Annotated in this window: 12 protein-coding genes and 2 tRNA genes; 11 read left to right on the forward strand and 3 right to left on the reverse strand. The window is 50.7% G+C overall.

Annotation, left to right across the window (positions count from 1 at the left end; all coding sequences use genetic code 11):
* Positions 1-192: 192 nt before the first annotated feature.
* Together CPA45_RS14315 and CPA45_RS14320 are read left to right on the forward strand one after the other, a co-directional pair.
* Positions 193-1,224 (forward strand): succinylglutamate desuccinylase/aspartoacylase family protein, encoded by a 1,032-nt coding sequence (locus tag CPA45_RS14315; RefSeq protein ID WP_078086842.1) that lies wholly within the window; start codon positions 193-195, stop codon positions 1,222-1,224.
* 227 nt (positions 1,225-1,451) lie between these two features.
* Entirely contained in the window at positions 1,452-2,912 is a 1,461-nt protein-coding gene (locus tag CPA45_RS14320) for a catalase (protein ID WP_096652572.1), read from the forward strand.
* Between the two features lie 65 nt (positions 2,913-2,977).
* Here CPA45_RS14320 and dusA read toward each other — a convergent pair whose 3' ends face one another.
* Positions 2,978-4,012 carry a tRNA dihydrouridine(20/20a) synthase DusA gene (gene dusA / locus CPA45_RS14325; RefSeq protein ID WP_096652574.1) on the reverse strand — a complete coding sequence of 345 codons (1,035 nt, stop codon included), beginning with the start codon at positions 4,010-4,012 and terminating at the stop codon, positions 2,978-2,980.
* Between the two features lie 560 nt (positions 4,013-4,572).
* On the opposite strand from dusA, the gene CPA45_RS14330 reads away from it, so the two are divergent.
* Entirely contained in the window at positions 4,573-5,154 is a 582-nt protein-coding gene (locus CPA45_RS14330; RefSeq protein ID WP_096652576.1) for a hypothetical protein, read from the forward strand.
* A 31-nt stretch (positions 5,155-5,185) separates the two neighbouring features.
* Here the strand turns inward: CPA45_RS14330 and CPA45_RS14335 are convergent, their stop codons facing one another.
* Positions 5,186-5,710, reverse strand: coding sequence for a helix-turn-helix domain-containing protein (locus CPA45_RS14335; protein ID WP_096652578.1), 525 nt, complete (start codon positions 5,708-5,710; stop codon positions 5,186-5,188).
* A gap of 303 nt (positions 5,711-6,013) precedes the next feature.
* Between CPA45_RS14335 and gltX the strand changes: the two genes are divergently transcribed.
* The 4 genes from gltX (at position 6,014) to CPA45_RS22865 (ending at position 8,360) form a co-directional block, all read left to right on the forward strand.
* Positions 6,014-7,492 carry a glutamate--tRNA ligase gene (gltX, locus tag CPA45_RS14340; RefSeq protein WP_096652580.1) on the forward strand — a complete coding sequence of 493 codons (1,479 nt, stop codon included), beginning with the start codon at positions 6,014-6,016 and terminating at the stop codon, positions 7,490-7,492.
* A 114-nt stretch (positions 7,493-7,606) separates the two neighbouring features.
* Positions 7,607-7,682, forward strand: a tRNA-Ala gene (locus tag CPA45_RS14345).
* A 41-nt stretch (positions 7,683-7,723) separates the two neighbouring features.
* Positions 7,724-7,799, forward strand: a tRNA-Glu gene (locus CPA45_RS14350).
* A gap of 411 nt (positions 7,800-8,210) precedes the next feature.
* Positions 8,211-8,360 carry a hypothetical protein gene (locus CPA45_RS22865; RefSeq protein ID WP_165771566.1) on the forward strand — a complete coding sequence of 50 codons (150 nt, stop codon included), beginning with the start codon at positions 8,211-8,213 and terminating at the stop codon, positions 8,358-8,360.
* A 254-nt stretch (positions 8,361-8,614) separates the two neighbouring features.
* Here CPA45_RS22865 and gltA read toward each other — a convergent pair whose 3' ends face one another.
* Complete coding sequence (gene gltA / locus CPA45_RS14355) at positions 8,615-9,901, reverse strand: citrate synthase (protein ID WP_096652582.1); 1,287 nt, start codon at positions 9,899-9,901, stop codon at positions 8,615-8,617.
* Positions 9,902-10,407: 506 nt separating this feature from the next.
* Here gltA and sdhC point away from each other — a divergent pair.
* From sdhC to CPA45_RS14375, 4 genes are read left to right on the forward strand one after another with little or no spacing between them, the layout of a single operon-like run.
* Entirely contained in the window at positions 10,408-10,785 is a 378-nt protein-coding gene (gene sdhC, locus CPA45_RS14360) for a succinate dehydrogenase, cytochrome b556 subunit (RefSeq protein WP_208858518.1), read from the forward strand.
* The gene (gene sdhD / locus CPA45_RS14365; RefSeq protein ID WP_096652586.1) at positions 10,779-11,126 is read left to right on the forward strand and encodes a succinate dehydrogenase, hydrophobic membrane anchor protein; all 348 of its coding nucleotides are present in this window, start codon (positions 10,779-10,781) and stop codon (positions 11,124-11,126) included. Before sdhC ends, sdhD begins: the two co-directional genes overlap by 7 nt.
* A gap of 3 nt (positions 11,127-11,129) precedes the next feature.
* Positions 11,130-12,902, forward strand: coding sequence for a succinate dehydrogenase flavoprotein subunit (sdhA, locus tag CPA45_RS14370; RefSeq protein ID WP_096652588.1), 1,773 nt, complete (start codon positions 11,130-11,132; stop codon positions 12,900-12,902).
* 27 nt (positions 12,903-12,929) lie between these two features.
* Complete coding sequence (locus tag CPA45_RS14375; RefSeq protein ID WP_096652590.1) at positions 12,930-13,640, forward strand: succinate dehydrogenase iron-sulfur subunit; 711 nt, start codon at positions 12,930-12,932, stop codon at positions 13,638-13,640.
* Positions 13,641-13,891 lie beyond the last annotated feature (251 nt).

Genomic DNA, 13,891 nt, shown 5'->3' on the forward strand with positions numbered 1-13,891 from the left:
TTACATACAAAACTGTATGGTTGGTCGTGTGACATCATAGCGTGGGTTAACAAATTCGTTATCTGTAGCTAATAAGTGTATAAGGCGATATAAAGAGTTAGTTTAAAAACGCCGTTTTCAAATGTGTTTTGCTAATCTGCAATGCAAATGGCGTATGCGCCTTGTATCAATGCACGTTATAGGAATGACAGCATGGCACGTTCCCCCTTTGAGTTAGCTGGATATACCATTCAGCCCGGACAGCGTTTGCAAATTGATATGCCAGTGGCGCGTTTATATACCCATACGCCGTTGCATATTCCGGTTGAAGTGGTGCATGGTCGTAAGGCGGGGCCTGTGATGCTGGTATGCGGTGGGATACATGGTGATGAAATTAATGGCGTAGAGATTGTGCGCCGGTTATTGCGTTCTAAAGCAATTAATAGCCTACGTGGAACGCTGATTGCTGTGCCTGTCGTAAATGTCTTTGGGTTTTTGCAACAGACCCGTTACCTACCTGATCGGCGAGATCTAAATCGTTGTTTTCCGGGCAGCGATAAAGGCTCTTTAGGTGGTCGTATTGCTGCGCTATTTCGTGAGGAAATAGTCGATCATGCAACACATATAATTGATCTACATACCGGCGCCATACACCGCACCAATCTTCCGCAAATTCGTGCCCAGCTACATGAAGGCAGTGAAACCGCGCGTATGGCTGATGCTTTTGGAGCCCCAGTTATTCTAAATGCGGAGCTGCGTGAAGGTAGTCTGCGACATTACGCCCAAACCCAGGGTATTCCAGTGCTCACCTACGAAGCTGGTGAAGCGTTACGCTTTGATGAATGGGCCATTGCGCCAGGCGTACGGGGTATTTTGCGGGTGATGCGTCGACTAGATATGTTGGCCGGTGCCCAACGGCAACGCTCTCCTGCGCCTGCTGAGCTGGCCAATGGTTCTAGTTGGGCGAGGGCACCTATTGACGGTATCTTACGACCTAAAATACGTTTAGGTGCCCGGGTTGCCAAAGGCGAAGTGCTGGGCAAAGTAGCTGATCCTTTCGGTAACGATGAGTACGAGGTGCGCTCGATGGCTGATGGTATCGTGATTGGTATGAGCCGGCTTCCCTTAGCAAATGAAGGTGAGGCTCTCTACCACATCGCTCGATTTGATGAAATTGAAGAAGCGGAAACTGCCATTGAGAGCTTTCAGTCGAGCCTCACGCCGCCACCCGATGCCATGTTTTGAAATTTTACAGCACCATGCTTTAAGGCTTCATGGCAATAGCAGTGATTGCAACGTGGTGGTGTATGGAAGCGATGGCCTATGAATAGTTGCCATGGATGGCGTTATCCCTTCCCATTGTCTATACCTGTTGGGGGGAGTTAGCCCAACCTAGAACAGACACATAATACGGCTTTACGAATTCCAGTGGTGCTTAGGTACCACGTCGACCGCGACATGGAGGAACTGTAATGACGAATAGCAGTGGCAAAAACACCACCACCGATGCCGGTATTCCGGTTTCCAGCAACGAACACTCTCTTTCCGTTGGCCCCGATGGCCCCATTGTTATGCATGACCACTACCTCATGGAGCAGATGGCGGCCTTTAACCGTGAGATGATCCCTGATCGTCAGCCTCACGCAAAAGGTAGCGGTGCTTTTGGTCATTTTGAAGTTACCAACGATGTGAGTAAGTACACTAAAGCGAAGTTTCTTCAGCCAGGTACCAAGACCGATGTACTGATCCGTTTTTCAACGGTTGCAGGGGAGAGCGGAAGTCCAGATACATGGCGTGACCCACGAGGATTCTCGATCAAGTTTTATACCGAGGAAGGCAACTTCGACATGGTGGGTAACAATACCCCCGTGTTTTTCGTCCGTGACCCAATGAAATTTCAGCACTTTATTCACTCTCAAAAACGCCGTGCTGATAATGGCCTGCGTGACCATGATATGCAGTGGGATTTCTGGACCCTGGCACCTGAGTCAGCTCATCAGGTTGCCTGGCTAATGGGGGATAGAGGGGTCCCAGCTACGTGGCGGCATATGAACGGATACTCCAGCCATACCTATATGTGGGTTAACACTGAAGGCGAGCGGTTCTGGGTGAAATATCACTTCAAAACTGATCAAGGCATCAAGTGTATGACTCAGGAGCAGGCCGACCAAATGGCGGGTAGCGATGCTGACTACCATCGCCGTGACCTGTTTGAGGCTATTAAACGGGGGGATTATCCATCTTGGACCCTGCACATGCAGATTATGCCGTTTGAAGATGCCAAAACCTATCGTATCAATCCTTTCGACTTAACCAAGGTATGGCCCCACGATGACTACCCGCTGGTGGAAGTGGGCAAGTTAACCCTGAACCGTAATCCGACCGATTTTCATAGCGAGATTGAACAAGCTGCCTTCGAGCCTAATAACTCGGTGCCGGGGACAGGGTTCTCGCCCGATAAGATGCTGCTAGCTCGGGTGATTTCCTATGCGGACGCGCATCGTGCTCGCTTGGGAGTTAATTACAAACATATTCCGGTCAATTCGCCTAAATGCCCAGTGCATAGTTATAGCCAGGGCGGCACGATGCGTATTCGGCACTCCACTGATCCAGTATATACCCCCAATAGTAAGGGGGGCGCAGAAGCGGATTCACAGCGCTACCCAGAGGATGCGGTATGGTCTACCGATGGCCAGTTGGTACGTGCCGCCTATACGCTGCGCCCTGATGACGATGACTGGAGTCAGGCGCATACGCTGGTTCGCCAAGTAATGGATGACAGTCAGCGAGACCGTTTGGTATCCAACGTCGTGGGCCACTTATCTGGCGGTGTCACTGAGCCCGTGTTGGAGCGCGCCTTTGAATATTGGCGCAATATTGATCAGCAGGTCGGGGAGCGCATTGAGCAAGGTGTGCGGGGGACTAACTCCTAAGCCCTAGCCATAAGTTAAGCTAGCCAATTGACTAGCAACTTACTCCTTTGCTCCAGCCTGCCATGTTACAGCGTGGCAGGCTGCGCTGGCTCAGACTGCTCGGATGTAAGTGGCTCACGCACTAAGTTGAGCGCCTCGTCATACACACGCAAACCCACACCCTCTTTATGGGCATTTTCAGAAAGGTGACGGCGAAAGCGTCTGCCGCCTGAGCAGCCCTGAAACAGCCCAAGCAAATGGCGGGTAATGTGATTTAGTTTGGCACCTTCATCTAACCGCTGCTGAATGTAGGGGCGAAACGCCATTGCCGCATCAAGGCGTGTTTGTGCTGGCCCTGATTCTCCAAATAGCTGCTCATCGACCCCGGCAAGTAGCCACGGGTTTTGATATGCTTCTCGTCCTACCATGACGCTATCTACGTGTTGCAGCTGTGATTGGCACTCGGCGAGGGTTTTAATACCACCGTTGATACCGATATGTAGCCCAGGATGGCTCTGTTTTAGGCGGTGAACGCGAGGGTAGTTAAGCGGTGGCACATCACGGTTTTGCTTAGGCGACAAACCCTGCAGCCAAGCCTTGCGCGCATGCACAGTAAACACTTGGCATCCAGCATCCGCGACGATATTGATAAAGCGCGCCAGATCAGCATCTTCATCCTGGTCATCAATACCAATACGGCACTTCACCGTGATCGGAATCGACACGGCCGCCTGCATGGAGCGTACAGCATCCGCCACTTTTTCAGGGTGGCCCATTAAGCAGGCACCAATCATATTGTTCTGCACACGATCGCTGGGGCAGCCAACGTTCAGGTTAACTTCATCATAGCCCCACGCCTCGGCAATCGCCGCGCACTCCGCAAGCTCTCCCGCATTGCTACCGCCCAGTTGCAAAGCAATAGGGTGCTCAACCTCGCTATAGCCCAAAAAGCGCTCACGGGGCGATCCATGCAGAATCGCACCGGTCGTCACCATCTCAGTATACAGCAGCGCCCGCTTGGTTAACGTGCGGGCAAACGCACGATAGTCGCGGGTAGTCCAATCCATCATTGGTGCCACAGAAAATAGGCGGGCTATGTCTGCTGGTTTTTCTTTCTTCATATCAACCACTTGCACACTGAGTGTGCGGTAATAATTATACCAATCCGTTGCCCTCTGATAGTGCCTATTCGCTAAGCTCATCGAAATACTATGGGCTAGCATAATGAAATGACCTGTCAGAAGTGGTGGGCTCGAATTGTACGCAAGAATGAGTAGACAGTCATTATGCCCTATTGCCCATGGATAGGGGCGAGTGGAGTGCTTCCTGGAAATAAAAGCTATGTGACCAAAAGCTACGTTACTAAGAGGTATTCGCGAAGTGGTGTTAATAGTAATTTTTGGCTAGTTTTAATTAAGGTTGTGATGCCGAGAGCTGAACAGGTGTTAATTGATGTAAGCGGCCTAGGTTTAATTGGCTCTACTGCCTGAGTAATACTACTTGATCAGAGCCCTGTTGTGGGGGCGATAAGTCGCTGATATGTAGGCTGTGTATGGTATTTGCCACCGAAATAATCCTTTTGTAAGAAAGCCCTGCAGCACTTTGCATGTTTTGCGGTCTAAATCGCTGTGGTTAATGCTATGCGGTGGTAAGCTTGAGTTTCGCTGTTTGAGGAGTCTCTATGCATAAGACACTAGGTGGTATCAGTATAGTGTTAATGAGTGCCTTGCTGCTGGCAGGTTGTGGTAACCAAGAGGATGAGCAGGCGGCTGTGCAGTCTGAAGAGGTTAATGAAGAGACCTCGCCGCAGGAGCCTGTAGCGGTTGAAGAGCCGGTTGACCCTTTAGAGGTGGCTATTTCAACAAGAGCTTCGCTTCTTCCTGATCGGCGTTTAATGATTGAAGGTGAGGCTAACCTTCCTGATGGTGCTCTCGTGCAAGTGATTGTTGAGCGGGAACTCAGCCGAGTGCGTTGGCAGTCTCGCACAACTGTGGTCGATGGGCAGTTCAGCACCGGCCCTTTTGGGTCAGGGAGTGGGTTACCTGATGGCGGGTACATTGTCCGAGTTCAACTTTCAGAAGCTAGTGTGCAACCGAGAGACGTTCAAGCGCGCATTGGCGCCCAGGGAGAGCACTTAGCGGGAGAACTCGTGAGTCAGTCCCGCCATGGGTTAGGGCAAGTAGCCACCTACTCACGCCGCTTCTTGGTGGGGAGTGAGCCAAGACGCACGCGTGACCAGGTGGATGTTGTTGAGGATGATTAAAGCAATAGGGGACTAGGAAATATAAGATGCTTTAGGCAGGACACCAATGGGCTAGCAGTACCGCGTGAATAGTAGTGTCAGTGGGCGCTTTCGAGAAGTGCTCGATGACAAAACGCTCTTCACGCTGGATAAGGTAATGCCCAGCTTTATGGAACACGTGTGTTGGGCCTAATAGCAGCAGGTCGCCAGCAGTAATCGGAGAAAAATCCGTATCGCTAGCGGGAGTCGCCATCACGCAGGGTGCTTTCCAATCGATATTCAGCGACAGGTGGGTCGGCACCATAATGGTCGTTGCCTGGACCTGCTCCCAGGGAAGTGGGCCAGTATGAGTCAGTGTGAGCAGTTGGGGCGCGCTGTCGCCTTCTAAAAGAGTAGCTAATGAGCAGTCAAGCGCATCGGCAAGCGCAACTAAACGCTCATGGCCGATTTGTTTGATCGCTCCAGATTCCCAATAAGAAATAGTGACATCTGACACGCCAACTTTACGTGCAAGGGCAGCTTTGTTGAGCTTGGCCCTCAGCCGCAGTTGCTTGATACGTGAGCCTAGCGATTCCATTTCATCTTCCTGTTGGTGAGCTATAAAAGCTCGTTAGATATTCCTCCACCATTTGAGGTGGCGCTTTGGTCATGGGGTATGCAGAAAATAGTACGCTAACCTATACAGCATATTTTCTTGCATAAGCACTCACCATAAGTGCCGCGTCATACTAAGCGATTGTGCATTAACGCGCATCTCGCATGTGCCCCTTTAACATCCAGTTCGACGCTTTTAATACAAACTCGTTCCCTGATCGCTACTGTTGGTTAGCCCAAGGGTGCGTATAATGGCGCCACGCTTAATTGCAAAAAGGATAGTTTAATGACCGTACGTACGCGTATTGCGCCTTCTCCTACGGGGGATCCACACGTTGGGACCGCCTACATTGCGCTGTTTAATCTCTGCTTTGCGCGCCAGCACGGTGGTCAGTTTATTTTACGTATTGAGGATACTGATCGGGTGCGCTCTACCCCTGAGTCCGAGCAGATGATTTTAGACTCTCTACGTTGGCTGGGGCTTGATTGGGATGAAGGGCCTGATGTTGGTGGTCCTCATGGCCCTTATCGCCAAAGCGAGCGGGGAGATATTTATGCCCAGTATGCTCAGCAGCTATTGGACGCAGGTCATGCTTTTAAATGTTACCGCACGAGTGAGGAGCTGGATGAGCTGCGCGAAGCGCGTAAAGCTGCTGGCATGCAGCTTGCCCTGAAACCAGCGGATTTGGCGTTAGATGATGCCGAACAGGCCCGTCGTGAGCGAGAAGGGTGGCCGCATGTGGTGCGTATGAACGTACCGAACTCAGGTGTGTGCGTGGTCCGTGATATGTTGCGGGGCACGATAGAAGTTGAGTGGGCGCAGGTAGACGCGCAAATTTTGTTGAAATCAGATGGTATGCCCACCTACCACCTCGCCAACGTGGTAGATGATCACTTAATGGGCATTACCCACGTGCTGCGTGGTGAAGAGTGGATTAACTCGGCACCGAAACACCAGCTATTATATGAGTACTTTGGCTGGGAAATGCCGCAGCTCTGCCACATGCCGCTGTTGCGTAATCCAGATAAATCCAAGCTCTCGAAGCGCAAAAACCCAACGTCGATTAACTACTACCGCCGCATGGGCTTCCTTCCTCAGGCAGTGACCAACTACTTGGGCCGTATGGGGTGGTCGATGCCTGACGAAAGAGAGAAGTTCAGCTTGCCTGAAATGATGGCTGAGTTCGATATTCAGCGGGTATCGCTGGGCGGGCCGGTATTTGACTTGGAAAAGTTGACGTGGCTGAACGGCGTGTACATTCGTGAGGACCTTGATGACGATGCGCTGCTTCAAGCCTTGCGTGAGTGGGCCTTTAATGACGCTTATATAAAGCAAATTCTGCCCCAGGTGCGTCCAAGGGTTGAAACGTTATCCCAAGTCGTACCGCTCGCAGGCCACTTCTTCTCTGGCTTGCCAGCCCTTGTAGAAGATGACTTTGATAGCATCAAGCTCGACAAAGAAGAACTGGTGAAGTTACTGCAGTTCTTGGTATGGCGCTTTGAAAATGTCCCTGCATGGCATAAAGAAGCACTATTAGCTGAAGTTAAAATGCTTGCAGAACACTTTGAGTTAAAGATGAAGGCTTTTTTGGCGCCTGTCTTTATTGCTATTACTGGCAGCACGGCAAGCGCGTCGGTGATGGATGGTATGGCAATCCTTGGTTCCGATGTTACCCGGGCGCGGCTTCGAAATGCCATTGAAGTTCTAGGTGGCGTGTCCAAGAAGCAAGCAAAACGTTTCGAAAAAGAGTACCGAGAGCTTTAAGTTAGCCAGGAAGCGCCAGAGTAGTCTATTGTTAATTCTGGCGCTTTCCTGAGACTATCAGGGTTGACGAAGTGAGATGTAATCAGTATTATATGCCTCGTCTTAACGACATGTGGGGCCTTAGCTCAGCTGGGAGAGCGCAACACTGGCAGTGTTGAGGTCAGCGGTTCGATCCCGCTAGGCTCCACCAATAACGAGTAATTCGTTGTTGTATCTTCAAGATCAAAACACGTCCCATTCGTCTAGTGGTCTAGGACACCGCCCTTTCACGGCGGGAACAGGGGTTCGAACCCCCTATGGGACGCCATCACTACTATTTCTTACCCGCATTCCAATCAATTGGCGATTATGAGCTGATTGATGTTTCTTTGCATCCTGCATTTGAAAACTCCTCTCAATAAGATCACTTTTTGGGTGATTTTATGCTTGACTTGTCCACGTTTTATATTCTGATGAAAGGGTTGTGCACAACCCCCTGTTGTTTGCCTAAAAAATCAGACATTTAGATTAAGTTCTTTTAAAACAATGAGTTACGTTAGGTTAAAAAATGACCAATTTAAGGCTAGCTCACTGTTCATGGCGATTGTGGGACGTTTTCTAGCGGTTGTGAACAGGGTTATCCACAGATAGTGTGGAAAACCCTTTTTCGATTAAGGATAGCTAAAAGTCAAGCGTTATTCCGGCATGTGTGGTGCTTAAGAAGGCGGGGGGAGTGCCCATGCGGATGAGCAAAGTTTGCCTGTTAAGCGTCTTGCTGCTCACCAGTGGCGTGAGCGACAAGAAAGGTGATCCACTGTTCATGATAGGTGGTATCAAGCTTCTAGGGCTGTTTCTGTGGAAGCTGCGGTGTGTCAGTGGTGTAGTGTAGGTAGGGTTGTTCACGCTGTACTGTGCACAAACCGTGTTTTGCTCTCGTACGATTGTGCACCCGCTTAATTTGGCAAGATGATCCTTTAGGGTAGCCCATCATGGTTAGGCTAATTAAGCCTGCGATGTTTATGGTTTTCCTAGAGTGCTTTTGCAAGCATTGGGTGGTGGAGAGATTGGGTGGTGGAGAATACGCAAAAGGCCACCCGAAGGTGGCCTTTTTTCATCCTATAAATCCGTATGACTGCTACTGATTTATTTTTTAGGATAGTCACGCTGTGCATGACCAATATAAAGCTGGCGTGGGCGACCAATTTTGTAGCTTTCACTCAGCATTTCATGCCAGTGAGAAATCCAACCAATAGTGCGGGACACCGCAAAAATAACGGTGAACATGTTGGTGGGAATTCCCATTGCCTTAAGAATAATGCCAGAGTAGAAGTCGACGTTCGGATAGAGCTTGCGCTCAATGAAGTATTCGTCTTCCAGGGCAATCTGTTCAAGGCGCTTAGCGATTTTGAGCTGCGGGTCGTCGGCCATGCCTAGCTCTGCCAGTACCTCGTCGCAGGTCTCTTTCATCACCTTGGCACGCGGGTCAAAGTTGCGATAAACGCGGTGACCGAAACCCATTAGCTTGAAGGGGTCATCTTTATCCTTCGCTTTATCAACAAAGCGCTGAATATTCTCTTCTGAGTCATCGCCGATCTCATCCAGCATATTCAGCACGGCTTCGTTGGCGCCACCGTGGGCTGGGCCCCATAGCGCAGCGATGCCAGCACTAATACAGGCAAACGGATTGGCGCCGGTTGAGCCAGCTAGGCGAACGGTTGAGGTAGAGGCATTTTGCTCATGGTCCGCATGCAGCATAAAGATGCGATCCATAGCTTTCGCGTATACTGGATTGATTTTGTACTCTTCGCACGGGTTGCTGAACATCATGTAGAGGAAGTTCTCTGCATAGCTCAGGTCATTGCGCGGATAGTTGAACGGTTGTCCAACATTATACTTATGCGACATCGCTGCCAGTGTTGGCATTTTGGCAATCAGGCGGATGGCGCTGATTATGCGATCTTCTTCCTGAGTGATGTCCATATGGTCGTGGTAGAAGGCTGCTAAGCCGCCAACAACACCACATAGAATGGACATCGGGTGCGCATCACGGCGGAACCCTTTGAAGAAGTTGTTGATCTGGTCGTGCACCATGGTGTGATTGCGAATGCGTGATTCGAAATCAGCGTACTGCTCTTCGTTGGGTAGCTCACCAAAAAGTAAGGTGTAGCACATTTCGACAAAGTTCGACTCTTTGGCCAGCTGGTCAATGGGGTAGCCGCGGTGCAGCAATACGCCCTTGCCGCCATCAATATAGGTGATGGCGGACTGGCAGGAAGAGGTGGCCATAAAGCCGGGGTCGTAGGTAAACAGGCCTTCAGCACCTAGGCCGCGAACGTCAATGACGTCGGGGCCAAGTGTGCCGGAATACATGGGTAGCTCGATCGGTTTATCAAGACCGTCTACCGTCAATGTCGCTTTCCTGTCAGCCATGCTGGCCTCCTTTCGAATTCGGTTTGGGACGTAAAGTCGTTGTTTCGCATACCGCGCCGGCGAAAAGGCTTGCCCACTATAGAAGCGTGCGACATTTTGTCAATTAGCCGATGCGCCAAGTATGCTTGTACAAGAGTTGTTGTTGTGGTTTGTTTTTGTATATGGTGGAGTGGAGTTTATAGTAGCTAAATATTAGGAAATTAATAAGTGTTAATCAGATTGACGGTATGCTTGAGGGCTTATCAATCCATCAATCAGCTGTCACTATAACTATGCTGCAGCGCAAAATCGACCCGCAATAGTGGCAATTATCTTGCACCATAGTCGAGTTAACCTTGTGTTCAGTTTGTCAGCGGGGGCGAAGGTTCTTATAATCCACGGCGCGCGACCGGCAGGTAGGTGGTCGTGCTCGACTTGGCAACGGCCGAGCCCCTTCCAGCAACCACTGCCCGCTCGGGCCATGCCCGACCTGTCGCAGAGCGGGCCAAGAGAGTGTGTATAACGCCGTGAATAGCAAACGACCCGTAAACCTAGACCTTACTACGATACATTTCCCACTGCCGGCGCTAACGTCGATTACACACCGTATTACGGGTGTCATCCTGTTCGTTGGCCTGATTTTCGCTTTTTGGGCGCTGGGTAAATCCCTGTCATCTCCGGCTGGCTTTGATGCTGTCAGCAACGCGTTAGCTAACAACTTTTTCGCCAAGTTCATAGCTTGGGGTTTGTTGTCTGCTTTAGCATTCCACTTTGTTGCAGGCATCAAGCACCTACTGATGGATGCTGATATTGGTGTGACCCTTGAAGGTGGCGTGAAAAAAGCACAGATCACTGTCGTGGTCAGTGCGGTTCTGATCATTTTGGCAGGAGTTTGGGTATGGTAACTAACATCACTAGTTTTGGCCGCAGCGGGCTTTCCGACTGGCTGATGCAGCGCGTTTCTGCAGTGATTCTGGCCTTTTATACGGTATTTATAGTCGCTTACCTGCTATTTAATCCGAGCCTTGATTATTACGCCTGGAGCGGACTATTTAGCCAAACCTGGATGCGTATCTTTTCGCTGCTAGCATTCATCTCTATTGCAGCGCATGCCTGGATCGGTTTGTGGACTGTCACCACCGATTATCTCAAGTCCACTCGCCTGCGTGTAGGTGCCCAGACGCTAATTATTCTGGCCATCTTTGTATACCTGGTGTGGGGCATTCAAATTCTGTGGGGAGCTTGATACATGTCTAACCTTCGTAGCCTGACGTTTGACGCTATCATTGTTGGTGGCGGTGGCTCTGGCCTGCGTGCTGCTCTAGAGCTGGCTAAGTCCGGTAAAAAGACAGCGGTACTGTCTAAAGTGTTCCCGACGCGTTCTCACACTGTCTCTGCCCAGGGTGGTATTACCTGTGCGATCGCTTCCTCCGATCCGAATGATGATTGGCGCTGGCACATGTATGACACCGTTAAAGGTGGCGACTATATCGCTGATCAGGATGCGGCAGAGTATATGTGCTCGGAAGGTCCCAAGGCGGTATTTGAGCTTGAGCACATGGGCTTACCATTCTCGCGCTTCGATAATGGCCGTATCTATCAGCGCCCGTTTGGCGGCCAGTCGAAGAATTTCGGCGAAGGCGGCCAAGCGGCGCGTACCTGTGCGGCGGCTGACCGTACCGGCCACGCGTTACTGCATACTCTTTACCAGAACAACTTGAAGAACAACACAACCTTCTTAAACGAATGGTATGCGGTTGATCTGGTGAAGAATGCTAACGGTGACGTGGTTGGTTGTATTGCCATGTGCATCGAGACTGGCGAAGTAGTACACGTTAAATCGAAAGCCACGGTGCTAGCCACCGGTGGCGCAGGCCGTATTTATGCATCGACCACCAATGCGTTGATCAATACCGGTGACGGTATCGGTATGGCGCTACGTGCTGGCTTCCCGATGCAAGATATGGAAATGTGGCAGTTCCACCCAACCGGTATTTACGGTGCAGGTACGCTGGTCACGGAAGGTTGCCGTGGTGAAGGTGGCTACCTAATCAATAAAGATGGCGAGCGCTTCATGGAGCGTTACGCGCCGAATGCCAAAGATCTTGCGGGTCGTGACGTAGTTGCGCGCTCAATGGTCATGGAGATCCTGGAAGGTCGCGGCTGTGGCGAGAAAGGTGATCACGTCTTCTTGAAACTTGATCACTTGGGTGAAGAGGTGCTTGGTAAGCGCCTGCCTGGCATTGTTGAACTATCCAAAACTTTCGCCCACGTTGATCCGGCTAAAGACCCGATTCCGGTCGTGCCGACCTGCCACTACATGATGGGCGGTATTCCGACCAATATTCATGGCCAGGCGATTACCCAAGACGAAAACGGCAAAGACCATATCGTCAACGGCTTGTTCGCATGTGGTGAAGCGGCATGTGTATCTGTTCACGGTGCTAACCGCCTGGGCGGTAACTCGCTGCTTGACCTGGTCGTCTTTGGACGTGCAGCAGGTATGTTTATTGAAGGCGCTTTGAACGAAGGTATTGAATACCTGGATGCCTCTGAGTCTGACATCGATTCAGCAATGAAACGCATCACTCGCTGGAATGAATCAGAAGGTGGCGAAAGCATTCCTGAGTTGAAAGCTGAGCTACAAGACATCATGCAGACCTCTTTCGGTGTATTCCGTGAAGAGAAGAACATGCAGGAAGGTGTCAAAAAGCTGGAAGCGCTGCGTGGCCGTATCGCAAATGCTCACTTGCCTGATAAATCCAACGCATTTAACACCGCTCGAGTTGAAGCGCTGGAGCTGGATAACTTGATGGAAGTGGCAGAAGCAACGGCGATTGCTGCCCTTGAGCGTAAAGAGAGCCGTGGTGCTCACTCGCGCTACGACTATCCTGACCGTGATGACGTCAACTGGCTGAAACACTCGCTCTACTTCCCGGCAACCAAAGAGCTGAAACAGCGCGACGTTAACTTCAAGCCGAAAACTGTTGATACCTTCGAGCCTAAGGTTCGTACCTACTAATCTCCGCATCGACGAGAGGGAGTCACCATGTCAAATCTTCAGGTATCCGTGTATCGCTATAACCCGGAAACCGACTCCGCACCCTATATGCAGGAGTTTCAGGTCGATACCAAGGGGCGCGATCTGATGGTGCTGGATGTTCTGCACCTGATGAAAGAGCAAGATAGTGGTTTGGCCTACCGCCGCAGCTGCCGCGAAGGTGTTTGTGGCTCGGACGGCATGAACATGAACGGTAAGAACGGTCTGGCGTGTATCACGCCACTGTCTGACGTTGTCAAAAATAATAAGCTAATCTTGCGGCCGCTGCCGGGTCTGCCGGTTATTCGCGATATGGTTGTCGATATGGGCTTGTTCTATAAACAGTACGAGCGTATTCAGCCGTACCTGCAGAACGATACCCCCGCACCGGCTATTGAGCGTCTGCAGTCACCGGAAGAGCGCGATAAATTGGATGGTTTGTACGAGTGTATTCTCTGTGCCTGCTGTTCTACATCGTGCCCATCCTTCTGGTGGAACCCCGACAAGTTTGTTGGCCCGGCTGGTTTATTGCAGTCTTATCGCTTCTTGGCGGATTCGCGGGATACGGCAACACGTGAGCGTCTTACCAGCTTGGAAGACCCGTTCTCGGTATTTCGCTGCCGTGGAATTATGAATTGTGTAGCGGTTTGTCCAAAAGGGCTGAATCCTACTCGCGCAATTGGTAAAATCCGTGAAATGTTGCTCGCTGATGCAACGTAAATGCTAAAAATATGAGAAAAAAGTGGGCGTCACCTAAGTTGTGCAACAAAGCTACTTAAATCGTGGCGCTTCGCTTGTTATCATAGGGACTGTCATGTTGTGCGACGACGCGTCGCACCCCATGTATAGTCAAGTTAAAAGCCGGTGCTGAGAGTGCCGGCTTTTGAGCATGAACTGATGAAGAAAAAACGCGTCAAGAAACACGTACGATGAATAGGGCTTCCGGCTTCCGGTCGGCGCCGCCGGCAAAC

The organism is Vreelandella nigrificans (assembly GCF_002374315.1).
GTDB lineage: Bacteria > Pseudomonadota > Gammaproteobacteria > Pseudomonadales > Halomonadaceae > Vreelandella > Vreelandella nigrificans.